The organism is Nioella aestuarii, from assembly GCF_050896395.1.
Lineage (GTDB): Bacteria > Pseudomonadota > Alphaproteobacteria > Rhodobacterales > Rhodobacteraceae > Nioella > Nioella aestuarii.
Genome location: NZ_JBPBBA010000033.1, coordinates 20,739 through 47,129, shown reverse-complemented (window position 1 = coordinate 47,129; position 26,391 = coordinate 20,739). Strand labels below are relative to the sequence as shown.

General features: G+C 61.6%; 24 protein-coding genes and 1 pseudogene. 12 read left to right on the top strand and 13 right to left on the bottom strand.

Annotated elements, in window-relative coordinates; all coding sequences use genetic code 11:
- A pseudogene (locus tag ACROHD_RS16320) lies at nucleotides 1–266 on the bottom strand (Re/Si-specific NAD(P)(+) transhydrogenase subunit alpha); the annotation flags it as partial.
- Nucleotides 267–565: 299 nt separating this feature from the next.
- On the opposite strand from ACROHD_RS16320, the gene ACROHD_RS16315 reads away from it, so the two are divergent.
- A complete protein-coding gene (locus tag ACROHD_RS16315) occupies nucleotides 566–1,849 on the top strand; it encodes a DUF3422 family protein (protein ID WP_432679385.1) in 1,284 nt (427 codons plus the stop codon).
- A gap of 276 nt (nucleotides 1,850–2,125) precedes the next feature.
- Here ACROHD_RS16315 and ACROHD_RS16310 read toward each other — a convergent pair whose 3' ends face one another.
- The 3 genes from ACROHD_RS16310 to ACROHD_RS16300 all read right to left on the bottom strand — a co-directional run bounded on the left by ACROHD_RS16310 (nucleotide 2,126) and on the right by ACROHD_RS16300 (nucleotide 4,856).
- Nucleotides 2,126–2,581, bottom strand: a complete 456-nt coding sequence (locus ACROHD_RS16310) for a hypothetical protein (protein ID WP_432679383.1) — start codon at nucleotides 2,579–2,581, stop codon at nucleotides 2,126–2,128.
- A gap of 192 nt (nucleotides 2,582–2,773) precedes the next feature.
- Complete coding sequence (locus tag ACROHD_RS16305) at nucleotides 2,774–4,393, bottom strand: AMP-binding protein (protein ID WP_432679381.1); 1,620 nt, start codon at nucleotides 4,391–4,393, stop codon at nucleotides 2,774–2,776.
- 1 nt (nucleotide 4,394) lies between these two features.
- The gene (locus tag ACROHD_RS16300; RefSeq protein WP_432679379.1) at nucleotides 4,395–4,856 is read right to left on the bottom strand and encodes a D-galactarate dehydratase; all 462 of its coding nucleotides are present in this window, start codon (nucleotides 4,854–4,856) and stop codon (nucleotides 4,395–4,397) included.
- 74 nt (nucleotides 4,857–4,930) lie between these two features.
- On the opposite strand from ACROHD_RS16300, the gene moaA reads away from it, so the two are divergent.
- The gene (gene moaA / locus ACROHD_RS16295; RefSeq protein ID WP_432679377.1) at nucleotides 4,931–5,941 is read left to right on the top strand and encodes a GTP 3',8-cyclase MoaA; all 1,011 of its coding nucleotides are present in this window, start codon (nucleotides 4,931–4,933) and stop codon (nucleotides 5,939–5,941) included.
- Here the strand turns inward: moaA and ACROHD_RS16290 are convergent, their stop codons facing one another.
- The 6 genes from ACROHD_RS16290 to argE form a co-directional block, all read right to left on the bottom strand.
- Nucleotides 5,942–6,583: a class I SAM-dependent methyltransferase gene (locus tag ACROHD_RS16290; protein WP_432679375.1), complete on the bottom strand. Its 642-nt coding sequence runs from the start codon at nucleotides 6,581–6,583 to the stop codon at nucleotides 5,942–5,944. It abuts the gene before it with no gap.
- Nucleotides 6,544–7,707, bottom strand: a complete 1,164-nt coding sequence (locus ACROHD_RS16285) for a M20 aminoacylase family protein (protein WP_432679373.1) — start codon at nucleotides 7,705–7,707, stop codon at nucleotides 6,544–6,546. The genes ACROHD_RS16290 and ACROHD_RS16285 overlap by 40 nt, the downstream gene beginning before the upstream one ends.
- A 20-nt stretch (nucleotides 7,708–7,727) precedes the next feature.
- Nucleotides 7,728–8,894, bottom strand: a complete 1,167-nt coding sequence (locus ACROHD_RS16280) for a M20 aminoacylase family protein (protein ID WP_432679371.1) — start codon at nucleotides 8,892–8,894, stop codon at nucleotides 7,728–7,730.
- A gap of 18 nt (nucleotides 8,895–8,912) precedes the next feature.
- Nucleotides 8,913–10,082, bottom strand: coding sequence for a M20 aminoacylase family protein (locus ACROHD_RS16275; protein WP_432679369.1), 1,170 nt, complete (start codon nucleotides 10,080–10,082; stop codon nucleotides 8,913–8,915).
- A 101-nt stretch (nucleotides 10,083–10,183) separates the two neighbouring features.
- Complete coding sequence (locus tag ACROHD_RS16270; protein ID WP_432679367.1) at nucleotides 10,184–11,530, bottom strand: NAD(P)/FAD-dependent oxidoreductase; 1,347 nt, start codon at nucleotides 11,528–11,530, stop codon at nucleotides 10,184–10,186.
- Nucleotides 11,527–12,690: an acetylornithine deacetylase gene (argE, locus tag ACROHD_RS16265; RefSeq protein ID WP_432679365.1), complete on the bottom strand. Its 1,164-nt coding sequence runs from the start codon at nucleotides 12,688–12,690 to the stop codon at nucleotides 11,527–11,529. The genes ACROHD_RS16270 and argE overlap by 4 nt, the downstream gene beginning before the upstream one ends.
- 224 nt (nucleotides 12,691–12,914) lie before the next feature.
- On the opposite strand from argE, the gene ACROHD_RS16260 reads away from it, so the two are divergent.
- The 5 genes from ACROHD_RS16260 to ACROHD_RS16240 all read left to right on the top strand — a co-directional run bounded on the left by ACROHD_RS16260 (nucleotide 12,915) and on the right by ACROHD_RS16240 (nucleotide 18,695).
- Complete coding sequence (locus ACROHD_RS16260) at nucleotides 12,915–13,922, top strand: ABC transporter ATP-binding protein (protein ID WP_432679387.1); 1,008 nt, start codon at nucleotides 12,915–12,917, stop codon at nucleotides 13,920–13,922.
- A complete protein-coding gene (locus tag ACROHD_RS16255; protein WP_432679363.1) occupies nucleotides 13,915–14,907 on the top strand; it encodes an ABC transporter ATP-binding protein in 993 nt (330 codons plus the stop codon). The genes ACROHD_RS16260 and ACROHD_RS16255 overlap by 8 nt, the downstream gene beginning before the upstream one ends.
- A 68-nt stretch (nucleotides 14,908–14,975) precedes the next feature.
- Nucleotides 14,976–16,682: a peptide ABC transporter substrate-binding protein gene (locus ACROHD_RS16250; protein WP_432679361.1), complete on the top strand. Its 1,707-nt coding sequence runs from the start codon at nucleotides 14,976–14,978 to the stop codon at nucleotides 16,680–16,682.
- A 92-nt stretch (nucleotides 16,683–16,774) separates the two neighbouring features.
- Nucleotides 16,775–17,785 carry an ABC transporter permease gene (locus ACROHD_RS16245; protein ID WP_432679359.1) on the top strand — a complete coding sequence of 337 codons (1,011 nt, stop codon included), beginning with the start codon at nucleotides 16,775–16,777 and terminating at the stop codon, nucleotides 17,783–17,785.
- Nucleotides 17,778–18,695: an ABC transporter permease gene (locus ACROHD_RS16240; protein WP_420397183.1), complete on the top strand. Its 918-nt coding sequence runs from the start codon at nucleotides 17,778–17,780 to the stop codon at nucleotides 18,693–18,695. Before ACROHD_RS16245 ends, ACROHD_RS16240 begins: the two co-directional genes overlap by 8 nt.
- Nucleotides 18,696–18,824: 129 nt before the next feature.
- Here the strand turns inward: ACROHD_RS16240 and ACROHD_RS16235 are convergent, their stop codons facing one another.
- Complete coding sequence (locus ACROHD_RS16235; RefSeq protein WP_432679356.1) at nucleotides 18,825–21,032, bottom strand: primosomal protein N'; 2,208 nt, start codon at nucleotides 21,030–21,032, stop codon at nucleotides 18,825–18,827.
- An 89-nt stretch (nucleotides 21,033–21,121) separates the two neighbouring features.
- Here ACROHD_RS16235 and fsa point away from each other — a divergent pair, with 89 nt between their 5' ends.
- Genes fsa through ACROHD_RS16220 form a run of 3 tightly spaced genes read left to right on the top strand, consistent with a single transcriptional unit; the run spans nucleotide 21,122 to nucleotide 23,470 of the window.
- Nucleotides 21,122–21,775 carry a fructose-6-phosphate aldolase gene (gene fsa, locus ACROHD_RS16230; RefSeq protein ID WP_432679354.1) on the top strand — a complete coding sequence of 218 codons (654 nt, stop codon included), beginning with the start codon at nucleotides 21,122–21,124 and terminating at the stop codon, nucleotides 21,773–21,775.
- Between the two features lie 52 nt (nucleotides 21,776–21,827).
- The gene (locus tag ACROHD_RS16225) at nucleotides 21,828–22,541 is read left to right on the top strand and encodes a DUF484 family protein (protein ID WP_432679352.1); all 714 of its coding nucleotides are present in this window, start codon (nucleotides 21,828–21,830) and stop codon (nucleotides 22,539–22,541) included.
- Between the two features lie 5 nt (nucleotides 22,542–22,546).
- Complete coding sequence (locus ACROHD_RS16220; RefSeq protein ID WP_432679350.1) at nucleotides 22,547–23,470, top strand: tyrosine recombinase XerC; 924 nt, start codon at nucleotides 22,547–22,549, stop codon at nucleotides 23,468–23,470.
- 6 nt (nucleotides 23,471–23,476) lie between these two features.
- On the opposite strand, the gene ACROHD_RS16215 is transcribed toward ACROHD_RS16220, so the two are convergent.
- Nucleotides 23,477–24,133, bottom strand: a complete 657-nt coding sequence (locus tag ACROHD_RS16215; protein ID WP_432679348.1) for a hypothetical protein — start codon at nucleotides 24,131–24,133, stop codon at nucleotides 23,477–23,479.
- 142 nt (nucleotides 24,134–24,275) lie between these two features.
- On the opposite strand from ACROHD_RS16215, the gene ACROHD_RS16210 reads away from it, so the two are divergent.
- Together ACROHD_RS16210 and ACROHD_RS16205 are read left to right on the top strand one after the other, a co-directional pair.
- Nucleotides 24,276–24,965, top strand: a complete 690-nt coding sequence (locus ACROHD_RS16210; RefSeq protein ID WP_432679346.1) for a CDP-alcohol phosphatidyltransferase family protein — start codon at nucleotides 24,276–24,278, stop codon at nucleotides 24,963–24,965.
- 405 nt (nucleotides 24,966–25,370) lie between these two features.
- Nucleotides 25,371–25,493, top strand: coding sequence for a hypothetical protein (locus tag ACROHD_RS16205; protein WP_432679344.1), 123 nt, complete (start codon nucleotides 25,371–25,373; stop codon nucleotides 25,491–25,493).
- Nucleotides 25,494–26,137: 644 nt separating this feature from the next.
- On the opposite strand, the gene ACROHD_RS16200 is transcribed toward ACROHD_RS16205, so the two are convergent.
- Nucleotides 26,138–26,389, bottom strand: coding sequence for a Flp family type IVb pilin (locus tag ACROHD_RS16200; protein WP_432679342.1), 252 nt, complete (start codon nucleotides 26,387–26,389; stop codon nucleotides 26,138–26,140).
- Between the last annotated feature and the right edge of the window lie 2 nt (nucleotides 26,390–26,391).

The window sequence follows — 26,391 nt, the reverse complement described above, 5'->3', positions numbered from 1 at the left end:
TTATCAGACGTCAGCCGCTTCAGCTCAGTGGCATTCGGAATGCGAACCTTCGCAATAATGTCAGACTCTTTCCAAAGCGCCGCCGCGGTCTTAACCACGGTCACACCGGCCGCCTCGTAATCGGCATCCGCAAAACCTGCATTCGCACCTGCGCCAGCCTCGATCAGGCACTCATAGCCCAATTTCTGCAGCTGCGCGGCACTGTCCGGTGTCATCGCAACGCGATTCTCACCCGCTTCAATCTCCTTGGGAGCGCCTATCTTCACACTGATCCCCTTTCCCTTTGATCCCGTTGCCCGGGCGTTGCACGCGGTTTTACAGTGCGTTTCGCCCGGCTACAACGGAACGGACGCCGCAGGGCGCATTTACGACACGGCAACACGCCTCATCGGCGCGACCATCTGACCTTACGTCATCCAACTTGTGCCAATTTTTCCGTCACCCACCGGGGGTTAGCCCGCAAAGTATACCGTTGCACACGCCCAACCCATTATTTTCATTCATTTTATTCTTGAAAACCCCGCCAGACCGGCTATCGCTAGACAACCGCGCCGAAGGACCACCCATGCCCAGCTTTCCCGACCACCCCCTGCGCTATGATCTGGCGAATGAGCTGCATGCGCGGCCCTTCCCGTCGATCAGCCATGGCAGCCAGGCCGCGATTATCGCGCTCAAGCCCGAAAAAAACGCCGCCGCCCGCGACAGGGATGCCGACCGCGCCCATCTGATCGCCCTGCTCGACCGCTACGACGCCCAGCATCCCAAGCCCGGCGCCACGCATTTTTCCGGCAAACTCGGGCGCTATCACCTCAAGTGGGAACAGCACACCGAATTCGTAACCTACCTGGTTCATGGCGAGGGGCTCTCTGACCGCCCCTTCGATTCAGCGATCTGGGATCTCTTTCCCGAGGACTGGATGGCCGCCGCCCCCGGCCCCCGCATCACCTCGGCCCATTTCCGCATATCCGAATGCATCACGGATGATGACGCCATATCCGCCTGTCTCAGGGACTGGTTCGAACCCGAAAGCCTCGCCGCGAACCGGGTGCTCGACGGCAACGCGGTGCTCGCCAGCGATTTCCGCATCGACCCAGCGGGCCATATGCGCTTTGCCATCTTTCCGGGGTCAGAAGCGGGCCCCTCGCGAATTGGCCGCATCGTTCAGCGCCTGTGCGAGATTGAGACCTACAAGGCCATGGCGATGCTCGGCTTTCCCAAGGCAGGCGAGCTCAACGCCCGCATGGCACAGATCGACTCGGGCCTCTCGGCGCTTCTGCGTGACATGACCGGTGACAGCACCGCGCCGGATCAACAGCTCGACCAGCTTCTGACCTATGCCACCGAGCTTGAGAACCTCATGTCCCGCGCCTCCTTCCGTTTCGGCGCAACCGGCGCCTATGAGGCCATCGTGCACCAGCGCATTGAGGTGCTGCGTGAAGAACGCTTCTCAGGGCGTCAGACCTTTGCCGAATTCATGCTGCGCCGGTTTGACCCCGCCATGCGCACGGTCAAAAGCACCGAAACCCGGCTCCGCTCGATGACCGACCGCGCCTTCCGCGCCGGGGAGCTTCTGCGCACCAAGGTCGAGGTTGGCCGCTCCGCCCAGAACCAGGATCTGCTGGAAAGCATGGACCGCCGCGCCGCCCTGCAACTGCGCCTGCAGGAAACGGTCGAAGGGCTCTCAGTCGTCGCGATCAGCTACTACGCCGTCAGCCTGCTCAGCTACCTTCTGGCCCCCGTGGCCTACGAATTCGGCATCGAAAAACCCTGGGTCACCGCCGCCCTCGTCCTGCCGGTGATCGCAGGCGTCTGGCTGATGACTCGGCGGATCAAGAAGATGGTGCACTGACCGCGCGCAGCGACATGCCTGCCCCCCTCCTCTTTCATCTTGGTGACAAATACCTCCGCCGGAGGCATCCAGACCCATCCAACTGCACCCCCGCCCAGCGGCGCGACTCCCTCACCAGACATCCGTGGCAACGCGGCCCGAGGAGGGCGCCAGAGGCGCCTGACGAGAGCCGCTCGCGGGTCGACGCCTGAGGCGGCGAAACCGGTGTGTTGCCGGCAGTCAAGCCTCCATCGCCCCCATAGGATGGGCAGAACAGTCCACCCTACGATAGTTGGCTTACTCGCCTTTGCCATTGAAAGTAACTCTCGCGTCAGCAATCAATTTTGACCTCAGCTCCTTAACGACGAAAAAGCCTGTTGGGCCGATATCCCCGTCAGGATTGATCACATTTGAATAGAACACCCTTATTCTCTTTTGTTCCTCTCCCTGACCAATCAAATAGGAAGAGGCCAAGTCACCGCGATAAGCAGATAGCGAAAAAAATATGGAGAAGAAAAAGAAGCCAGCGAAGGGAAGAGATATCCAAACAAAAAGAAGTCTCAGTTCTTGAACTAGACTTGATGCACAAATCAACGCGATGCAGATAGCTCCTGATATACACACTCGCAGAACTGTCGCTCCGTCACGTACCCATCGGAGAAATCGCCTCGAAATATCCAATATCATCATCCCGAAATATTCACCCTCATGGAAACCGCCCGAACCAAGTCGTCGAATTGGGTGCCCTGCCACGTTGGCCCTCCTTGCGGCGCATCCAAATTACTCTAACCGAGCGGCCGCGTCATCCACACACCACTTCGGCTTCCGGCTTCTGTCAACCCTATTGCCAAACATATACCCAGACCCATTCCCTCATTCCGTATGCACGGGGGGTGTACGGGGGTGCACAGGGGGTGTACGCATGGCACCCCCCTGATTTTCGCCTCACTGACCCCGCAAAGCGCGGCGCATGATCTTGCCTGTGGCGGTCATCGGCAGGCTCTCGGCCCGGACCACCTTGCGCGGCACCAGATGGGCCGAGACACGCTCTCGCACCAATGTTTTCAGGGCCTCTTCCATCCCCTCCCAATCCGCACCATCGCGCAAAACCACATGCGCCACGACGATCTCTGTGCGGATCGGATCTGGCTCCCCCACCACGGCGGCCATCAGCACATCCGGATGCCGCACCAGTGCTGCCTCGATCTCGCTCGGCCCAATCCGGTAGCCCGCAGAGGTGATCACATCATCGTCGCGGGCGTGGAAGGTGATCTGTCCATCGGCCCCGCGCGTGGCCAGGTCTCCGGTCCGCAGCCAGCCGTTTTTCACTTTCTTTTCCGTTGCTTCCGGCTTGTTCCAATAGCGCAGGAAGGCCACCGGGTCGGGCATCTTCAAGCAGACCTCCCCTACCTCGCCCGTACCGGTTTCCCGGTCATCCGCGCCCAGAAGCCGCACCTCGTGCCCCGGCACCGGCAGCCCCATCGCGCCCGGAACACGGGTCATCATCGCGGACCGCGCCGCAACGATCAGGTTGGCCTCTGTCTGCCCGTAGAGCTCATTGATCTCCGCCCCGAGCCGCGCCTCGCCCCATTCCAGCATATCCGCGCCCAGAGGCTCGCCCCCGGAACTGACCGCGCGCAGGCACAGCCCCTGCCCCTGCCCCACCGGGGCCTGTTTCATCAGCCGCAGGGCCGTCGGCGGAATGAAAGCATTTGTCACCCGCTCTGCCGCCAGCAATCGATACGCGGCCTCTGGCTCGAACTTGGCAAAGCGGTGGCTGATCAGCGGGATTCCATAGTAAAGACAAGGGATAGCCATATCCATCAAGCCGCCGATCCAGGCCCAGTCCGCGGGCGTCCAGCCCACATCGCCGACACGCGGGAACAGGCCCTGGCTAATCTCCATGCAGGGCAGATGACCGTAGAGGAACCGATGCGCGTGCAGCACGCCCTTGGGGTCGCCCGTGGTGCCCGAGGTGTAGATCATCATCGCCGGATCCTCGGCCAGAGTGTCGGCTGGAACAAATCCGCGCGCGGGCGTCTCGATCAGATCGGGCAGCGACAGGATTGGCGCGGGCGCGGCCCCGGTCGAGATCACAACCTCCAGTTCCGGCAGATCTGGCTGCAACGCCACCACGCGATCCAGGTTCACAGGGTCCGTCACCACCGCCTTGGCACCGCTGTCTGACAGGCGATAGCGCAGCGCGTCTTCACCGAACAAAGTAAACAGCGGCAGCACGACGGCCCCCAGCTTCATCACCGCCATATGGGTGAGCAGAACAAGGGGATGCTGCGCCAAAAGCACCGCCACCCGGTCGCCCCGACGCACGCCCTTTGCAGCCAATGCTACGGCTAACCCGTCCGAGCCCCGTTTGAGCTGGCCATAGGTCCATTCCTGCCGGCTGCCATCCTGGCCCAGGTGAATGATCGCCACCTGATCGGGTCGCGCCGATGCCCAGTCGTCACAGCAGAGCCGCGCGATATTCATCCGCTCGGGGATATCCCATCGAAAGCCTGCCCGCAGATCTTCCCACCGGGCCTCTGCCCGGAACAGACGCAGGTACATCTCAGCCGCCAGCAATGACCGTCAGTGTCGGCAGATCCGTCAGCCCAAGGCCCAAAGCCTGCATGGCCATGATCGAGATGCGGCTGCCGGACCCCGGTGCGCCGCCGCTCGGGCGCAGAGTTACCTCTACGGACGATCCGTTCTCAGCCTCCAGCCGACCCAGAATCTCAGAGGTGACCAGCGGAGTTTCCAGCCACAATCCCGGCTGCGTCGGATCACCAAGCGAGGCAATGGTCGTGCCCAGATTACCCGAGGCCGGCACCGCCTCTGGCGTGTCTTCCGATGTATCGGCAGCATCGTCCGCCGCTTCCGCGTCAACCGTTTCGCTGGCGACAATAGGCGGCGGCACTGCACTTGCGGCCCTATCGCGGTTGAGGAAAGACAAGGGACGGAACCCACCACCGCACCCGGCAAGCGAGGCGATGAGGGTGAAGGCCAATATGGCGCGAATGATCTGTGTCATAACGCGAAGCCTAGGCGCAATTTTCATACGCATCAACGCTTGCCGCGCCTGCCTTCGCAAACTACCTTATTCACATGGACACACCCGCCCCCCTGATCGACCCGTTCGCCCGCGCAATTGACTATCTGCGCGTCTCGGTTACCGACCGTTGCGATTTTCGCTGTGTCTATTGCATGGCCGAAAACATGACCTTCCTGCCGAAGAAAGAGCTTCTGACACTGGAGGAACTGGATCGCATGTGTTCCTCCTTCATCCGGCTCGGCGTGAAGAAACTGCGGATCACCGGCGGCGAACCCTTGGTGCGCAAGGGGATCATGACGTTCTTTGACTCCATGACCAGGCATCTGGACAGTGGCGCGCTGCGAGAACTGACGCTGACCACCAATGGCAGCCAGCTAAGCCGCTTCGCAGATCAGCTGTATGCGGCGGGGGTGCGGCGGGTGAATGTCTCACTCGACACGCTGGACGAGAAAAAGTTTGCCGATATCACCCGTTGGGGTCGCCTGCCGCAGGTGCTGAACGGCATCGACGCGGCACAGAAGGCCGGATTGCGGGTTAAGATCAATGCGGTGGCGCTGAAGGGCTTCAACGAGGAGGAGCTGTTCACCATTCAGGATTGGTGCGCGAGCCGTGACATGGACCTGACCTGGATCGAAGTCATGCCAATGGGTGACCTGGGCAACGAAGACCGGCTGGATCAGTATTGGAGCCTCAAGGATCTGCGCGCGCGCCTTGCGGAACGCTATACGCTGACCGATCTGGCAGAACGCACAGGCGGCCCGGCCCGATATGTTAAGATCGAGGAAACCGGCCAGAAGATCGGCTTCATCACGCCGCTCACGCATAACTTCTGCGAAAGCTGCAACCGGGTGCGGCTGACCTGCACGGGTGAGCTTTACATGTGCCTCGGACAGGAAGACATGGCCGATCTGCGTGCGCCGCTGCGCGCGTCAGAGGATAATGCGGTGTTGGAGGACGCCATTCGCGCGGCCATCGCGCTGAAGCCAAAGGGCCATGATTTCGACTATTCCCGGCAAAAGGTAGACGGCCAGATGACCCGCCACATGAGCCACACGGGCGGCTGATCAGGCGGGCTTGCGCGCGATCAGGTCAATGAGCGCCGAGCGCCCGGAATGGCCCCGGCCTTCCTGAACATCACGTTCATAGGCGGCGAGCCGCTCCACCTGCCAATCCCCGAACGCCTCTCGCAACAGATCGGCTGTGTACATATGCGCCCGGTTGCCCGGCCCTCCGGTGCCGTAGTCGACCTGTTCCGGCGTGTATCCATGCAGCATCAGCACGCCCCCTGGGGCCACGGCACGGCGCAGATCCGCGAACTGACCCACCCGGGCGGCGGGATCGGCGAACTGGATGAAGATCGCGACCACCAGATCATAGGTCCGAGACCAGTCCCACCCGGCCCAGTCCGAAACATGGTAATCCACCACCACGCCCTTCGCAGCCGACAGGGCCCGGCCCCGTTCCACCGCCGTAGGGGCCATGTCGAAGGCCGAGACCTCCAACCCCCGCTCGGCAAGATGCACGGAATTGCGCCCCTCACCGTCCGCGACACAAAGCGCGCGCTGCGCCGGCTGCATCCAGCCGGGATTGTCGGTCAGAAACCCGGCAGGGGTGATACCGAACAGATAGTCCCCGGCCGATCTGTATCGGTCCTCCCACATGCGCGTCAGGCCGCCGGCATCCGGCGTTCCACGATCTCGGCCCACCAGCTGCAACCTGCTGGTATCGCCTCATCCGTGAAATTGTATTCCGGGTGATGCACCGCCGCTGTATCGCCATTGCCGACGAGGATATAGGCACCGGGGCGCTCCTCCAGCATGAAGGCGAAATCCTCGCCGCCCATGACCAACGGCGCTTCATCGCAACCGCCAGAAACGGCAGTCGCCACTTCGGCGGCGAATTCGGTTTGCTCGGGGTGGTTCACCATCACCGGATAATTGCGCTGGTATCGCACCTCGGCGCTGCCGCCCATGGCGGCGCTGACCTGTTCGGCAATCGCAGTCAGGCGCGTTTCTGCCAGATCGCGCATCTCGGGCGACATGGTGCGAACAGTGCCCTTCAGATGCACGCTTTGCGGGATCACGTTGAACGCCTTGGAACTGCTTTCGATCGAAGTCACAGACACGACGATGTTTTCCACCGGGTCGGCATTGCGGCTGGCGATGGTTTGCAGCATCGTCACGACCTGCGCCGCCGTCACCGTCGGGTCGATGGTTTCATGTGGTTTCGCGCCGTGGCCGCCGCGACCCGTAACGGTGATTTCGAACAGATCCGTCGCGGCGAAAAACGCGCCGGAGCGGATGGCGAACCTGCCGACGGGCTGGCCAGGCCAGTTGTGCATCCCATACACCTCCTGGATGTTCCAGCGGTCCATCATACCATCGTCGCACATCTCCTTGCCGCCGCCGCCGCCTTCTTCGGCGGGCTGGAAGATGACCACCACGGTGCCATCGAAATTCCGGGTCTCAGAAAGGTATTTCGCGGCGCCAAGCAACATCGCCGTGTGGCCATCATGGCCGCAGGCATGCATTGCGCCCGGTGTCTTGGAGGCATAGGGCAGACCGGTTTCCTCATTCATCGGCAGCGCATCCATATCGGCGCGCAGCCCGATGACTTTGCCGCTGCTGTCGGACTTGCCCTTGATAACACCAACAACACCCGTGCGCCCGATGCCGGTCACGATCTCGTCGCAGCCGAATTCCTTCAGCTTCTCAGCCACAAGTGCGGAGGTCCGATGCGTCTCAAACAGGATCTCAGGGTTTTCATGGATGTCACGCCGCCACTCGGTGATTTCGGGCAGCAGTTCCGCGAAGCGGTTTTTGACGGGCATTGGGTCTCTCCTGTTTCGGTCTATTTCGCCGGCATCCGGCGTTCGACGAGTTCCGCGAAGAAGCTGCACCCGGCAGGGATTGCATCATCGTCGAAGACATAGGCTGGGTGATGGCACATGGCCGTATCGCCGTTACCAAGGAAGATATAGGCACCGGGGCGTTCTTCCAGCATGTAGGCGAAATCTTCTGACGGCATGATCGGATCGACATCGTCGATCACCCGCCCCGCGACAGCGGCGGCAGCCTCTGCGGCATACCGGGTTTCATCCTCGTGGTTGATCGTGGCCGGGTAGCCCGGCGTCCAGGTCACCTCTGCCGTGGCGCCAAAGGCAGCGGCGGTAGATTCGGCCACCTGGCGCACCCGTTCTTCGGCCATCGTCCGGTATTCCGGGTCAAGCGTGCGGACGGTGCCGTTCAGACGCGCAGAATGGGCAATAACATTGGAAGCCGTACTGTCGGTTTCGAATGTGCCTACGGTCAGCACCACGCGCTTGATCGGGTCCACATTGCGCGACACGATGGAATGCAGGGATACCACGATCTGGGACGCCACAAGCGTGGTATCCACCGCCATATGCGGGGCAGCGGCATGGCCGCCTTTGCCGGTCACGACGATCTCGAATTCATCTGAGGACGCCAGCAAAGCTCCGGGCCGGATCGCGAATTCACCCGTGGGCAGGCCGGGCATGTTGTGAAGCCCATAGACCTCCTGAATGCCCCAACGGTCCATCATGCCATCGTCGCACATAGCCTTGCCACCAGCCCCGCCTTCCTCGGCGGGCTGAAAGATAAGCACCACGGTGCCGTCGAAATTCCGCGTCTCAGCCAGGTACTTCGCAGTCCCGAGCAGAATGGAAGTGTGCCCGTCATGGCCGCAAGCGTGCATCTTGCCCGGTGTCTGAGAGGCATAGTCGACACCGGATGCCTCGTGGATCGGCAGCGCGTCCATATCGGCGCGCAACCCGATCACCCGGCCCTTGGTGTCGGTCTTGCCCTTGATGACGGCCACGACCCCGGTCTTGCCGATGCCGGGGGTGATGTCTGTGACGCCCATCTCTTTCAACCGGTCCACGACGAAAGCGGCGGTTTCATGCACCTCGTACATCAGTTCTGGGTGCTGGTGCAGGTGACGGCGCCAGCCCGCGATTTCGGGCTGCATTTCAGCAAGGCTGTTTTTCACGGGCATGGCGCGGGCTCCTTTATGTCAGGCGGGCATTCGTCGTTCGACGAGTTCGGCGAAGAAGCTGCACCCGTAGGGGATCGCCTCATCGTTAAAGTTGTATTCGGGGTGGTGAACCTTGGCACTGTCGCCATTGCCCACATTGATGAAGGCCCCGGGACGGGCGCGCAGCATGTAGCTGAAATCCTCGGCCCCCATACGCGGAGGACGGCCATAGCGGACGCGGGTGTCGCCTGCCACTGCGCGCGCGATCTCGGCTGCAATCTCGGCGTTTTCCTCGTGGTTTACGGTCACGGGATAGCCCCGGTGATATTGGATCTCAGCGGTGCAACCATAGGCGGCGGCGGTGGCGTTCACGATCTCGATGATCCGCACCTCGGCCATGTCGCGCACATCTTCATCAAGCGTGCGGACGGTTCCTGCCAGATGAACCGCGTCGTCGATCACGTTGGTCGCAGCGCTTTCAGTGTTCATCACGCAGATCGAGACCACGACGGATTTGATCGGGTCCGTGTTGCGGCTGGCCACGGTTTGCAGGGCCATGACGGTGGCGCAGGCGGCGGGAACGGGGTCGATCACGTTGTGGGGCTGCGCCGCGTGGCCCCCACGGCCGCGAATGGTGATCTCGATCTCGTCGGCAGCGGCCATGATCGGGCCGGGGCTGACGCCGAACTCGCCCACGGGCAGGCCCGGTTCATTGTGCATCCCATAGACTTCCTGGATGCCCCACCGTTCCATCATGCCATCGTCAACCATGGCCTTGCCTCCGGCCCCGCCTTCCTCGGCGGGCTGGAAGATCAGCACCACGGTGCCGTCGAAATTGCGCGTCTCGGACAGGTACTTGGCGGCGCCAAGCAGCATCGCCGTATGACCATCATGACCGCAGGCATGCATCTTTCCGGACGTTTTGGAGGCATAGGGCAGGCCGGTTTTTTCATCCATCGGCAGCGCGTCCATATCAGCGCGCAGCCCGATCACCCGGCCCTTGGTATCGGACTTGCCCTTGATCACGCCGATCACCCCCGACCGGCCAACACCGGGCACGACCTCGTCACAGCCGAACGCCTTCAGCTTTTCCTCGACCAGTGCCGTGGTGCGGGGCAGGTCATAGAGGATCTCGGGGTTCTCATGCAGGTCACGCCGCCATTCGGTGATCTCGGGCAGAAGTTCGGCAAGACGATTCTTCACGGGCATTCGCAGATTCCTTACCAAAGCAATGATGGGTTCAGGCGAAACCTGACCGATTGTTCAAATGCCCACAAGGGGCCGTTCCGCCAAACTGACGGGACATTGCGTCATATATCCGGGCCGAGCTCAATCCTTGAGCCGTCGGAGAAGCGCGACAGGCGGAAGCGTGTCAGGTCGTGACCCGGCTCCTCGCCGGTGATCATCGACGCCATGACCCGGCCAAAACCCGGTCCGATACCAAAGCCGTGCCCGCACATACCGGTGCAGATCGACAAGCCCGGCAGGCTGGCAGCGCGATCCACCACTGGAACGATATCCGGCATCGTATCGATCATCCCCGCCCAAGCCAGCGCGCCCTCGACCCGACCGAGCGAAGGGAACTCTTGTCCAAACTGACGCAGCAGGCGGCCGACCGTCTTGCGATGCGGTTCAGGATTCAGGACACGCATCCGCTCGAACGGGGTTTCATCCACATCGCGCCAGACGCGTGGGGTGAACCAGCTATCGGGATAACCGCGCGGGGCGGTCGGGTGATAGACCCGGCCCCAGGGATCGCGGCGCAGTTGCGGCAGATACTTCGGCATATGGCGAAACGCGTCCCAGCCCAGGAAGATCTCATGAAATCCCCCGTTGGCCAGCGTGTAGCCGCCGTCGTCGCGCCTGCGGAACGCGAGGCTCTGCCCGGTGGCGCCGCCGCCATGCACTTCGGGCAGCGCCTTGGTGGCCACGACCGTGGCCTTGACCGACAGTTGCGGGATACGGATGCCATGCTGGCGCAGCAGCAGCGACGACCATGCCCCACCCGCAACCACAACCTCAGGCGCACGGATGCGGCCCTTTTCGGTGGCCACGCCCGCAACCTTTCCGGCCTCCACATCGATCAGCCTTGCGGCGCAGTGTTCCACGATCACCGCACCCTTGCGCACGGCGGCCCGCGCCAGAGCGGGCACCACGATCCAGGGCTCGGCCTTCATGTCGCTTGGCGTGTGCAACGCACCGGCCCAGGGCGTCTGCCCGCCCGGCAGCAAACCGGCGGTTTCGCGGGCGCTTAGCAGGCGACTATCCACGCCCGATCCTGCCACTTCATCCAGCCAGCCCTGGAATCCGTCCATCTCGGAGTCAGTTTTTGCGAGATAGGTCAGCCCGCACTGCTTCAGGCCAAGGTCTTCTCCCACCTCGGCGGCAAGGGCTTTCCACAGCCGGTTCGCTTCCATCATGATCGGCAGTTCTGCGGGGTCGCGCCCCTGCTGCCGAACCCAGCCCCAGTTGCGGCTGCTTTGTTCCGCTGCAACCCGGCCCTTTTCGAGGACCACGGGGCGAAGACCCTTTTCGGCAAGGTAATAGGCCGTCATCACCCCGATGACACCGCCACCAATAATCACCACATCCGCTGCCTCAGGCAGAGGGCCGGCATGTTCGACAGGCCGATGCAGCCCGAGCGGAAAGACCGTCATTCGCAGAGAGTCTCCAGCAGCTTGTCCATGAAGCGCTCTCCCGCTTCGAATTGTTCTACGGTCAGGAATTCGTCGGGCTGATGCGCCTGCGCAATATCACCGGGGCCACAGACAACGGCGGAATAGCCACCGTCCTGAAACTGCCCTGCCTCGGTGCCATAGCTGACCACATGGGTGGCATTGTCACCGGTCAGACGACGGACAAGTTCCTCTGCCGGGCCGTTTTCCTCGGGCTTCAGGCCCGGCACGTCCCATCTGCGATCGATCGCGATGAAGCATGAGGGATGCACCTTCTGCATCTGGGCTTCTAGCCGGCGCACCTCGGCCTCATAGCGCGCACCCCAGTCATCCATCGACTCCCCCGGCACACAGCGGAAGGACATGACGAAATGGCAGTCTTTGGCGGTGATATTATGTGCGGTGCCGCCCTCGATCATGCCCACATGCAGTGTGGTGAAGGGCGGGTCGAACAGTGCATCGGCCCCTTGGGGCACCTTCGCGCGGTTCTCGTCATTCATCTTGTTGGCCCAGTCGATCAACTTGGCGCCTTCCATGATGGCAGAGACACCATCGTCGATCATGGAAGAATGCACCTCGAAGCCGCGCAGGTGGGTGTCGTAACCGATTCCCCCCTTATGGCCGGTAACAGCCTGCATCATCGTGGGCTCGCCAATGATCGCCAGTTGCGCTTTCGGCAGGGTCCCCTGCATGTGCCGGATCATAGGGGGAGCGCCGGTACAACCGATCTCTTCATCGCGTGATAGGCATATCTGCAAGGGCTTTCTGAGGGTCAGCTTTGCCGCCTTGGCCATCGCCGACATCGCAAGCGCATCGAAGCCTTTCATGTCGCAACAACCGCGCCCGAACAACTTTCCGTCCCGTTCCACCACGGTGAACGGATCGGTGGACCAGTTCTGCCCGTCAACCGGCACAACGTCGGTATGGCCCGACAGAATGACACCACCATCAATCTCCGGCCCTATATGCGCATAGAGGCTCGCCTTGGTCCTGTCCTCATTGTAGTCGCGAAAACAGCGCGCCCCGATGCCGGTCAGAAAATCTTCTGCCCAATCAATCAAATCAAGGTTGCTGTCACGGCTAACCGTCGGAAACGAAACCAGTTTTTCCAACAGGTCACGTGATGTCATCTCAGTGCTCATGGGCCGTGTCCTTTCTGCGTCGAGGGTGAACGTGTTCCTGCCCCGCCACCTCGTCAAGCCTATCCCAGACAATTGCACAAAGTTTACCCACATGGTCAAAATCGAACGCAAGGTCAGCGTCAAAGCGCTTGCGGGGGGTGAATTTCCTGATACCGTGAGCGCCAATGAACGCACCTACCCGTCTAGAGGTGGGGCGAAGTCCAACCGGTGAGGAGCGTCTGGTGATGCTTGATGGGGCACAGCCCTCTGTCCTTGATGTCAAGGACCTCAAGACCGTTTTCAAAACCCGGCGTGGGGAAGTTCACGCTGTGAACAACGTCAGCTTCAGCCTGAAGGCTGGGGAACTTCTGGGGGTTGTCGGAGAAAGCGGTTCTGGAAAATCCGTCACGATGATGTCCCTGATTGGGCTTGTCCCGGCGCCGCCTGCGGTGGTTACGGGCGACGGCGTCATGTTTGAAGGTCAGGATCTGCTGACCGCCACGGATGAGCAGTTGCGCGCTGTGCGCGGCGCCCGGATCGGGTTCGTCTTTCAGGATCCCATGACCTCACTGAACCCCGTGTTCAATGTCGGCTTCCAGTTGATGGAGCCTCTGCGCAAGCACATGGGTATGTCGAAAGCTCAGGCCCGGGTTCGGGCCAAGGAATTGTTGGAACTGGTCGGCATCCCCGACGCGGAGCGGCGGCTGAAAGACTATCCGCACCAGTTTTCCGGCGGTATGCGGCAGCGTGTGATGATTGCCATCGCGCTCGCCTGTGATCCGAAGGTACTGATCGCGGATGAACCCACGACGGCGCTTGATGTGACAATCCAGGCGCAGATCCTCGAACTGATGAAAGACCTGCGCGACAAGCTGGGAATGGCGGTGGTCTGGATTACCCATGACCTTGGCGTCATTGCCGGCATCGCTGATCGTGTACTGGTCATGTATGGTGGTCAGGTCGTTGAACATGCCCCGGTGCGGGAACTGTTTTCCAACCCCAAGCACCCCTATACCCGCGCTCTTCTCGAAACCGTGCCGCATGTGCGCGGCGAACGGGCCGACCGGCTGGAGGTGATCGAGGGGCAACCGCCGATCCTGCGCGCCCACCCCACGGCCTGCCCGTTCCGCGACCGCTGCGAACACGCATTCGATCGCTGCGCACAGGAAAATCCGGCGCGCTATTCTGTCGGCCCGGTTCACGACGTGGCCTGCTTCTGGGATCCTGCAACCGGAGGCCCGCGCGATGTTTGATTCTGCCGCCCGAAAAAAGCTGGTCTCGGTCGACGGGCTGAAGATGTACTTTCCGATCCACACCGGCCTGCTGCGTCGCCACACCGGTGACGTGAAGGCGGTAGATGGTGTGAGTTTCGATATTTACGAGGGCGAGACGCTTGGCCTAGTGGGCGAATCCGGCTGTGGGAAATCCACCTGCGGGCGGGCGGTTCTGCGGCTCTATGATCCGACTGCTGGCACGATCACGATTGACGAAACCGATATCTCCACCATGTCGCAAGGCGATCTTCGAAAGATGCGCCCGGTTATGCAGATGGTGTTCCAGGATCCTCAGGCCAGCCTCAATCCTCGCATGTCTGTCGCCGATATCATCGGCGAACCGCTGCGCGAACACACCAGAATGTCCAAGGCAGCCCGGTTGGATCGCATCTATGAGTTGATGGATGCCGTGGGCCTGAACCGCGACTTTGCTAATCGCTATCCGCACGAGTTCTCGGGCGGCCAGCGACAGCGGATCGGTATTGCCCGCGCCTTGGCGCTGAATCCGAAATTCATCGTGTGCGACGAACCGATTGCGGCCCTCGACGTCTCGATCCAGGCACAGGTTGTGAACCTTCTGGAAGACCTGCAGTCCGAGCTTGGGCTAACCTACCTGTTCATCAGCCACGATCTGTCCATGGTCCGCCATATCGCGGATCGGGTGGCGGTGATGTATCTGGGCAAGGTGGTGGAACTGGCCCCGCGCGAGGAGCTCTACGACGATCCCAAGCATCCCTATACCGTTGCCTTGCTGTCGGCAGTGCCGGAGCCGGATCCAGCGGCCCATGACACTGCCAACCGCATCATTCTGCAAGGTGATGTGCCAAGCCCGTCGAACCCGCCGCAGGGCTGCAACTTCTGCACCCGCTGCCCGAAAGTGATGGATATCTGCAAGCAGGAAGACCCCGAGTTCCGTGAAATTGAACCGGGACGCTTCGTCGCCTGCCACCTGTATAATCAATGAGATCGCCGAAAAGCGGCGACGACCATGAGGTCACAAGAGCTCAAGAGACCAACAAGGAGAGAGACAACATGAAGTTAAGACATCTCATGCTAGGGGCCGCGGCGGCTTTTGCCCTCGCCCCCGTGGCCGCGATGGCCGAGCGTGGCTCAGATGGCCAGCTCAACATCATCTATTGGCAGGCGCCTTCGACGCTGAACCCGTACCTCTCGGGCGGCACGAAAGAGGTGGAGTCCGCCTCGCTGGTGCTGGAATCGATGGCTCGCTTCGACAGCGACGGCAACCTTGTGCCGTTCATGGCCGAAGATATCCCGACCGTTGAAAACGGCGGCGTGGCCGAGGACCTGACCTCGATCACATGGACGCTGCGCGAGGGCCTGCTGTGGTCCGACGGCACGCCCGTGACCGCGAATGACGCGGTATTCACCTGGCAGTACTGTACCCACCCTGAAGGCGGCTGTGCTCAGGCCAGCTACTTTGACGGCGTGGAAAGCGTGGAAGCCATTGACGACCGCACCGTTCGCGTGAACTTTGCGGCGCCCAAGCCCTTCCCCTACACTGCTTTCGTCGGCTCCGAGAGCCCGATCATTCAGGCCGCGCAGTTCGCTGACTGCCTTGGCGCTGCCGCACCCGAGTGCACCGAGGCCAACTTTGGCCCGATCGGCACCGGCCCGTTCGTCGTGGAAGAATTCCGCCCGAACGACGTGATCACCTTCGTGGCAAACGAGCACTACCGTAACCCCGACCAGCCGGCCTTCGCCCGCGTGGTGTTCAAAGGTGGCGGCGACGCTGCTTCTGCGGCCCGTTCGGTTCTGGAAACCGGTGAATTCGACTACGCCTGGAACCTCCAGATCGACCCGACCCTTCTGGCCGAGATGGAAGCCAATGGCATCGGAACCGTCGTAACCGCGTTCGGTACGTCGGTTGAGCGTCTGCACCTCAACCAGTTCAACCCCGATCCGGCCCTTGGCGACGCACGCTCGACCGCAGAAGGCGGACCGCACCCGTTCCTGACCAACCCGATCATCGGTCAGGCGATGTCCATGGCTATCGACCGCGCATTGCTGGTTGAAGTTGGCTATGGCGCAGGCGGTCAGCCCACCTGTAACGTGCTGCCGGCTCCGGCGCTCTATGCCTCCACCGCCAATGATGGCTGTCTGACCCAGGACATCGCCGGCGCCAACGCGCTGCTCGATGAAGCGGGTATCCTCGACACCGACGGTGATGGCGTGCGTGAATATAACGGTGTGCCGCTTCGCGTTCTCTACCAGACCTCGACCAACGCCGTCCGTCAGGACACTCAGGCGCTGATCAAGCAGTGGTGGAGCGAGATTGGCATCGACGCCGAGCTTCGCAACATCGACGCGTCCGTGTTCTTCGGTGGTGACCCGGCGTCGCCCGACACCTTCCAGAAGTTCTATGCAGACGTGGAAATGTACACCAACAACTTCGCTGGTGTGGACCCCGAAGCCTACATGGCCAACTGGCGTTGTAACGAGATCCCGGGCCCCGACTCGCAGTGGCAGGGCTCGAACATCCAGCGCTTCTGCTCGGAAGAGTACGACGCCCTCGTCACCGAGATGAGCCAGACCGCACCGCTCGAAGAGCGTGGCCGCCTGGCGCGCGAGATGAACGACATGCTGATGCAGTCCTACTCGATCATCCCGCTGATCCACCGTGGCGGCGTCTCGGCCCATGCAAACACTCTTGGCGGTGTGCGCATGTCCGACTGGGACTCCGAGCTGTGGAACATCGCAGAATGGTATCGCATCGACTGATCGCGACCTGATCAACGCAGCCGCATCCCTTCGGGGGTGCGGCCACCCAAAGACTCCACGTAAAACAGACTTCTGAACCGAGGCGCCCGCCCATGCTGACTTTCACGATCCGTCGCTTGCTCATGGCAATTCCGACGCTTCTGTTCATAAGCCTGATCATTTTCCTGATCCTCGATCTGGCCCCATCCGATCCCACGGCCAGCCTGCCCCTGACCATCCCGCCGGAGGTGCGGGCCGAGATCCGGGCTTCGCTTGGCCTTGATGAACCCATTCACATCCGCTTCGCGCTTTGGCTGCAGCAGTTCTTCGTGAACGAACCGCTGAACCTCATCGAACAATGGACCGGCTGGACCATCGGCGATGGCGACCGCACCCGCGTGATCTCTTGGCAAACCCGCAGCCCCGTTGTCGACATCATCGCGCAGCGTATGCCCCAGACCCTGTGGGTTGTCGGCACCGCCTATGTGGTCGGCATCCTGATTGCGCTGCCCATTGGCATCTACTCGGCCTACCGCCAGTATTCGATCTTCGATCAGGCCGGTACCTTCATCACCATGGTCGGCTTCTCAGTTCCCCCTTTCTTCTCGGGCGTTCTGGTGATCGTGATCTTTGCGGTGCAACTGGGTTGGTTCCCGTCTGTCTATGACACCACCCATGTGGTGGTGGATTGGGACAGTTTCGTTATTCAGCTCAAGCAGATGATCCTGCCGGTAATGGTGCTGGCGCTCCAGATCACCAGCCAGATCAGCCGCTTCATGCGCGCCTCGATGCTGGACAATCTCAACCAGGATTATGTCCGCACCGCCCGCGCAAAGGGCCTGACCGAAAGCGTCGTGGTCATGGTTCACGTGCTGCGCAATTCGATGATCCCGGTTGTGACCGTCATCGCCCTTGGCGTGCCGCAGGTCTTCGGCGGCGCCATCATCACCGAGCAGGTGTTCAAGGTGAATGGCCTTGGCCATCTGCTGATCGGCGCCATCCAGGGCGGCGACATCCCCACGGTGCAGACGCTGACCTTCATCTTCGCGGTGCTTATCGTGCTCTTCAACCTGATTGCCGATGTGCTCTACGGCATTCTTGACCCGAGGATCCGCTATGACTGATCTGACCACGCTCGAAGCGGAAACCTACCAAAAGCCCCGCAACCAGTGGTGGGATGTGTGGGACCAGTTCAAAACCCACAAAGGCGCCCTGATCGGCGCGGCCTTCTTCATCTTCGTGCTGATCTTCGTCTTCCTTGGCCCGATTTTCTGGACGCTGGACGCGCAGTACATCGACATCCGCGCCCGCAGCCAGGGCCCGTCCTGGGCCCATCCCATGGGCACCGACCAGTTGGGCCGCGATACGCTGGCCCGGATCATGGTCGGTGGGCAAACCTCGCTTTTGGTGGGGCTGACCGCGATGCTGCTGGCGCTGATCGTGGGTACTCTGGTTGGGGTGCTGGCGGGCTATTTCAAACGGCTTGACGGCATTCTGATGCGCCTGACAGACCTGTTCCTTGCACTGCCGCTGCTGCCGCTGCTCCTGGTCATCATCATGCTCTTCCGCGACACGCTGCGCGCGCAGTTCGGGCCTGAAAAGGGTATCTTCATCCTGATCGTCTTCGTCATCGGCATTACCAGCTGGATGCAGACCGCCAGGATTGTGCGGGGCGACGTGCTGGCGCTGAAAGAGCGCGAGTTCGTGCTGGCCGCAAGATCGATCGGCACACCGCCCTATCGGATGATCACCCGCCACGTTCTGCCCAATGTGCTGTCGCCAATCATGGTGTCGGCAACTCTCGGCATCGCCAACGCGATCATCACCGAAAGCGCGCTGTCCTTCCTGGGCCTTGGCTTCCCGTCGGATTTCCCGACCTGGGGGCGGCTGCTGTTTGACGGTACCGACTGGCTGCAACGCAACCCCGAGCGGGTGATCTGGCCGGGCCTCGCCATCTCGCTCACCGTGCTTAGCGTGAACTATATCGGCGACGGGCTGCGCGACGCGCTCGACCCGAGGATCCGCGGGCGCTAGAACCTCCGCTTCTTCTTGGCGGAAGTACTCCAGGGGGTGCGGGGGGGAGCGTTCGCAGGCGCGCTCGAACCAATGGCGCTGCTACCTGCTCACCCCCGCGGATCAACGCCGTAAGGCGGCGAAATTCCCTCAGTAAAAGCTCTGCGGGTCGATATCCACCGACACCCGCAGGTTGTTCGGCAGCTTCAGCCCCCCCAACCACTGCCGCAACGCAGTCTGAATCGGTGCGCCCTTGGGGGCCTTCACCAGCAGTCGCACCCTGTGCCGTCCCCTGATCCGCGCAATCGGCGCAGGCGCAGGGCCGTAGACCAGTCCGTCAATAGCCCGAATGGGGGCGTCCGACCGCGCCAGATGGGTGCCAAGGTCAAACGCAGCCGCCGCCTCCGGCGCCGAGATCACGATCCCTGCCAGTCGCCCGAAAGGCGGCATCCCCGTCGCCTGACGCTCATCCGCCTCCGCCCGCCAGAACCCCTCCTCATCCCCGGACAGGATCGAACGGATCACCGGGTGGTCAGGCTGAAAGCTCTGCAACAGGGCCGTGCCCGGTTTCTCCGCGCGGCCAGCGCGGCCCGCCACCTGCCGCATCAGCTGAAAGGTCCGCTCCGCCGCGCGCAGGTCTGATCCTTGCAGGCCAAGATCGGCGTCGATCACGCCCACCAAAGTCAGCCGGGGGAAGTTGTGCCCCTTGGCCACCAGCTGCGTTCCGATTATGACGTCGGTGTCGCCCTCGGCGATCTCGGCGATCCGCGCCTTGAGCGCGCGGGCAGACCCGAACAGGTCTGATGACAGCACCGCCTGTTTGGCCTCTGGGAACAGCGCCGCCGCCTCTTCGGCCAACCGCTCCACTCCCGGCCCGACGGCAGCCATCTTGCCCTCGACCCCGCAGGACGGGCAGGCCTCTGGCATTGGCTTTGTCTCTCCACATTGGTGGCACATCAGCCGTTTGAGGAACCGGTGTTCCACCATCCGCGCATCGCAATGGTCGCAGCCCACCTGCTCCCCGCAGGCACGGCAGATGGTGACAGGCGCATAGCCCCGGCGGTTGAGGAACAAAAGAGCCTGTTCGCCCACTTGCAGCCGCGCCCGAACCTCGCCTTGAAGGGTCGGGGAAATCCAGCGGTTCCCAGGCAGGTCCTCCCCACGCATGTCGATCGCGCGCATGTCCGGCATCACCGCAAGCCCAAACCGGTCGGTCAGGTCGATCCGCGTGTATTTCCCCGATTCTGCGTTCCACCAGCTTTCCAGTGACGGCGTGGCCGAAGCCAGCACCACCTGAGCGTCATTCAACGAGGCCCGAAGTACCGCCATGTCGCGGGCATTGTAGAGCGCGCCATCCTCCTGCTTGTAGGAGGTGTCATGCTCCTCATCGACGACGATCAGCCCAAGGTCGCGGAACGGCAGGTAGAGCGCCGAGCGCGCGCCCACAATGAGCTGCGCGGCCCCCTGCCCCACCATACGCCAGCAGCGGCGGCGTTCGGTCATGGTGACGCCGGAATGCCATTCGGCGGGCTCCGCGCCGAAGCGGGCCTTTACACGGGTCAGGAACTCGGATGTCAGGGCAATCTCTGGCAACAGCACCAATGCCTGCCGCCCCTGCCGCAGGCATTCCGCGACCGCCTCCAGATAAACCTCGGTCTTACCCGATCCGGTGACGCCTTTTAGCAACGTGGTCCCATAGCGACCCGCGCGGATGCCTTCGCAGATCGCAGTAGCGGCCCCCGCCTGCGCCTCGGTCAGCTCTTTTCCGTCGCGTTCTGGATCGAGCGGCAAGTAGGGCGCGTCGCGTGGCGTGTCGAACTCTTCCACCACGCCCTGTTTCACCAGCCCCTTGATGACCGAGGACGTCACGCCCGCCATCTCGGACAGCTCGCCAAGCGTGAAGCTGACCCCGCCATATTCCTCCAGCACCGCAATCACGCGGGTGCGGGCATCGGTCATGCGATCGGGTTCGCCATAGCCCATTCGGTAAAGCTTGCGCATCGAGGGCGGGTCCGCGAGCCCCGGCGCGCGGGTGGCCAGCCGCAGCATCTGCGACAGCGGCGTCAGAGTGTAGGACCCTACACGCGCAAGAAACTCCCGCATCTCTGCGCGCATTGGGGCCACGTCCAACACCTTCAGAACAGAGCGGATCTTTGCCGGATCCCAATCGCCGCGCCCTGCCCCCCAGACCACGCCAAGCACCTTGCGCGGCCCAAGCGGCACCTGCACGAAAGCCCCCATCCAGCACCCGCCCTCTGGTGCCTTGTAATCCAGAACCCGGTCCAAAGGCTCGGCGGTCAGCACGCCGACAAGGCTGCCTTCTTCAAAATATTCCTGCTCTGCCTGTTTGCCGTTCATGTTATCGCAATCATAGTTGGGCTTTCCGCCGGTTCGAAGCTGGGGTAAGACACGCTCGAGCCCGCCATCAACCCCTGAGGGATAGACCAATGAAATTCTTTGTCGACTCCGCCGAAGTGGACGCCATCGCCGAACTGAATGATATCGGGATGGTCGACGGTGTCACCACCAACCCGTCGCTGATCATGAAATCTGGCCGTGACATTATCGAAGTGACCCGCGAAATCTGCGCCATGGTCGATGGCCCCGTCTCTGCCGAGGTGGTGGCACTGGAAGCCGATGCAATGATCGCAGAAGGCCGCAAGCTGGCAGAGATCGCTGAGAATATCTGCATCAAGCTGCCGCTGACCTGGGACGGGCTCAAGGCCTGCAAAACCCTGACCGGCGAAGGGTTCCAGACCAACGTGACGCTGTGCTTCTCTGCTAACCAGGCACTGCTGGCCGCCAAGGCTGGCGCGACTTACATTTCGCCCTTCATCGGGCGTCTGGATGACATCAACATCGATGGCATGGAGCTGATCGGCGATATCCGCACCATCTATGACAATTACGGGTTCGAGACGCAGATCCTGGCCGCGTCGATCCGGTCCGCCAACCACATGAAAGACGCTGCCCTGATCGGTGCAGACGTGGCCACTGCGCCGCCGAATGTGATCAAGGCGATGGCCTCTCATGTCCTGACTGACAAGGGCCTCGACGGCTTTATGAAGGACTGGGCAAAAACAGGGCAGAAAATCCTGTAAACATCGTGTAAGGTCTGCCCCAACCATAAAAACACCAAGGGGCAGACCACTTATGGGCGAAAGGGCAGACGCGTTGGAAGACTGGCGCGAGCGGGTATTGCAGGACCCGGATCTTATTCTCGACGACCGCGATGTGATGCGGGCGCTGATCACCGCGAATGACCGCCAGATGGGTGGTAATATCGTGGACATGCGCGGCATCGCCATGGAACGGCTGGAAAATCGGCTGGACCGGCTGGAAGACACGCATAGATCGGTCATTGCGGCGGCATACGAAAACCTGGCTGGAACCAACCAGATTCACCGGGCGATCCTGAAGCTTCTGGATCAGGCAGAGTTCGAGGATTTCCTCAAGGTGCTCGGCACTGATGTGGCCGCGATCCTTCGGGTGGACCGCATTCGTCTGGTTCTGGAAAGCCCGGAAGCCACCGAAACCAGCGCCCCCAAGGTGCAAAAGCTGGAAGATGTACTGACCGTGGTCGCGCCGGGTTTCGTCGACGACTACCTGACCGCCGGGCGCAACATGCCGCAACGGGCGGTAACGCTCAGGCAGGTTGGAACGGGGGCAGCCTGCATCTATGGCGAAGCTGCCGACTGGATTGCGTCAGAGGCGTTGCTGCGGCTCGATCTCGGCCTGGGCCGCCTGCCGGCGCTGCTGGTCATGGGCTCAGAAGACCCGCACCAGTTCCGTCCCAGTCAGGGCACGGACCTGCTGACCTTCTTCACCGGCGTTTTTGAACGCAGCATGAAACGGTTCCTGGGGTAGGTCGGATGAGCCTCGCCCTCAGCCCCGCCGCACGCGACCTGATGGAAGCGTGGCTTGCGGATGTGGGCAGCTTGCGGGGCGGCTCGCCTGCCACCGTCACTGCCTATGGGGCGGACCTGCGGGACTTTCTGGGGTTTCAGACCGGTCACCATGGCGCCCAACTGGGGCTTGCGCCCCTACGCGCGCTTGGTCCCAGGGATATGCGGGCCTGGATGGCGGCTGAACGGGGATCGGGCCTTGGCGCACGGTCCCTGGCACGCAAACTGTCAGCTGTGAGAAGCTTTTATCGCTGGTGGGCGGACCGCGAGGGCTTTGACGCGACGGCGGTCTTGTCCACTCGTGCACCGAAGTATCAGCGCAAGCTGCCCCGGCCCCTGTCGGAACCTGCCGCGCAGGAACTGTTGGACAGGGTCGGCGCACAGGACGCCCGCGACTGGATCGCGGCGCGGGATGTGGCTGTGGTGACTTTGCTTTATGGCTGCGGGTTGCGGATATCCGAAGCGCTTGGACTGACCGCCGCTATCCTGCCGCTTGGCGATGTGCTGCGTGTCAGGGGCAAGGGCAACAAGGACCGCGAATTACCTGTTCTGCCTGCCGCGCGACGTGCCGTAGAGCGCTATGCCGCGTTGTGCCCCCATGACCTGACAGAAAGTGAGCCGCTGTTCCGCGCGGTGCGCGGCGGTGCGCTTGGCCCCCGGCAGGTCGCCAAGGTGGTGGAGGCCGCCCGGATGCAGCTCGGCCTGCCTGCCACGGCCACCCCCCACGCCATGCGCCACAGCTTCGCCACGCATCTGCTGGACGCCGGCGGCGACCTGCGCGCGATACAGGAGCTTCTGGGTCATGCCTCTCTGTCGACCACGCAAGCCTATACGGCGGTGGATACAGCGCGATTGATGGAGGTCTATCGCAACGCGCATCCCAAGGCATAGACTGCGTCACTCAGTGCTCGGCACACAGCATCCGGCCCGATCAAGCCGCGACTCATATCCTGCCCCACAATAGGCGCACCATCTTGCTTCGGAACTGCCCGGGGGATGCCGCCCACGCGTGATATAGCCAGCGGGGCAATTGTTTACGAACTGCACAAGATAGTAGCTTGGGTCCACCGTTCCATCCCTGCAATCGTTTCCACGGGTGGGTTCTTCCAGCAATCCTAACGCCCGAATGGCCGCCAGTTCACTGGGTGTCGGGGTGCGTGGCTCCAATTCCGTTGCTTGCGCTGCGCCAGCCCCGGAGCCCGGTGGATCGAACATGACGGAAAATCCGAAATTTGATGCAAAGATCTCCAGTTCGTGACTGCCAGAGGTGTGGAAGTTGTAGTTCCACGCGGCATCAGGCGAGCCGTTCATGTAGATCGCCTCTGCCAGTATGACGCTTTGTCCCATCGGAACACGCCCCTGACCTGTGGATTCAGGCGGAACGACTATCGGTTGGCTTTCCGTCCCGGAGCTATGGCTGTTCTGGGTGACAATGGTCAGCGTCGCACCAGTGTTGTTGTGAACAATCAGCGTAGCCTCTTGCCCATAGGCAATTGTGGCAGTTGCCAGCAGAATGGAACCCAAAAACGCACCCAAACGTTGAGCCACCGTCATCGCCAAACCTCCGTCTCATATCCCTGCTCACCTTATCACATTTCCTCCCAATTCCGAAAAAACCCGTGGACCGGCTTCCCCGCACCCAATTCCTGAGCTTCGGGCGGTTGCCTCAGCGCGCGCGATGGTTCATGTCAGGCGCATGACATTGCGTATGAAAGCCCTCTCGGTTCACCTGTTCACCGCCACTGGCGCTGTCTTTGCCATGCTGGCGATGTTGGCTGCGGTCGAGGAGAAATGGTCACTGATGTTTCTGTGGCTGGTGGTTGCCTTGATCGTAGATGGCATCGACGGGCCTTTGGCACGCCGCTATCAGGTCAAGACAAACGCACCGGAATTCGATGGGGTCTTGATGGACCTGATCATCGACTACCTGACTTATGTCTTCATCCCTGCTTACGCGTTGTTCAAGTCGGGCCTTCTGCCCGGTTGGACCGGCTGGCTGGCGATCATTGTCATCACCTTTGCCAGCGTTGTCTATTTCGCGGACACGCGGATGAAGACCAAGGACAACTCTTTTTCCGGCTTTCCGGGGTGCTGGAACATGGTTGTGTTGGTGCTGTTTGCGCTGAGCCCGAACTTCTACGTGATTCTCGCACTGGTGGCATTGTTCGCCGTCAGCATGTTCCTGAACCTGAAGTTCATACATCCGGTGCGCACAGAACGCTGGCGCCCCCTGTCACTGCCCGTCGCGATTGGCTGGATCGGGTTTGCCGGGTGGGCGGCGTGGGTCGACTTTCACCCCGAAAGCTGGGCGCTGTGGGGGCTTATGGCCACCTCGCTTTACCTTGCCTTTGCCGGAATCGCGCAGCAGGTTCTGAAAGAACGGTAAGGCCTGTTTACCTGGCCATGGCCCTGCCAGGGACCGCTTGGATTGACTTGGAGCCATGTTTGTTTGTGTTCAGCACAGACAAACAGCAATCGCCCTCAAACCCAGCAATCTGACCCGTTCGTACGATGACTCTGCTTTCTGCCGCCACGCTTCAATCCGCCATTCTGAACCGGTTCCACGAGCCCCTCTTGGACATCCTGCGCAACTAATCTGCCAGTCACATCGTGTTCGGGCCTGTCAGTCACCTTGGCTGGCAGGTCTGTTTCTGTGGCGGGACGGGGGCCGGAAAGGGAGAAAATGGCCTTTCCATAAATTTTAGTGTCTGATCGACACTTTTTACTTGCGCGCCCTTTTAATATGTGTCACAACTACACTTACAGAAACACAGCAACGGAACTCAAGCCCATGTCCTTCTCGCCCCGCACCGCCGCCGCCCTTCTTGCCCGCGAAGATCGTTCCCGCCGGGCCAAGCCGGTGACCCTGCCGAAAGCGCCCTTCCCCCTCGGGGCCATCGCAGATCGGGGCTAACTCGTTCGTCAGGTCCGGCGACCTTCCTCCCCTCCCTCCTCCCTGCGCCGGGCCTGACACCCAGGTTTTCATTACCAAAACATTTTCAGACGGATGGTCCTGCTGCGACCGTGAGAGTGGCAGGGCCATCCGTCATTTTCCAATCGGACTGTGCGGTTCTGCCCTGCCCCAAATTCCAGCACCATTTCAAAGCCCCGACTTCACCTGAAACCCTTTTGCAAAAGAAAGCCGACGCAATGTCCCTTCCCCCTCATCTAGCCGCTGTCATCCTGTTTGCCCCACGCCCTCGTCAGACAACCGCCCCTCGCGATGGTGCGAAGGCACAGATCATTCCGTTCCCGGTCGTGCCACGCCTTCATGCTTGATCTTGCGCAGATCACTTACCTTGCGCGCGCGGGACGGGTCTTGTTGCTGGTCGCACGCCCTGCCCCTGAAACCATGCCGCGATACTTCGATCTGAACCCGGACAGAAGCCGCGCCAGACAGAATGGCTTTAGCGCGCTGTTTGTGCAGCTTTTAAGAAGAAGCGGAATGGCGGAGGTGGCTTCCGGTCGGGCACGGCAAACTTAATCAGAATCCGCGGCTTGTTCAGCCATGCAATGCCCCATCCAAGGGCATCGGCTATGCGCCGAATAGCGATCGGATCACTCGCTCGGGGCTTCGCTGGTTTGCGCAGCTGCTGCCTGTTGGGCCCGGAATTCGTCCCATTGGTCAAAGCTCGTCATGATCTCGAACCCGCTAAGCGCCGAGCTGACTTCGTTTGACAGGCTTTCCACGCCTTCGCTGACATAAGACATGACCGCCATACCCATAGCGACAGAGGCGGCTGTCATAACCACCCACTCGGCCGTGGCCGAGCCGCTTTCATCAGTCCAGAACCGTTGAAGGCAGGTCATTG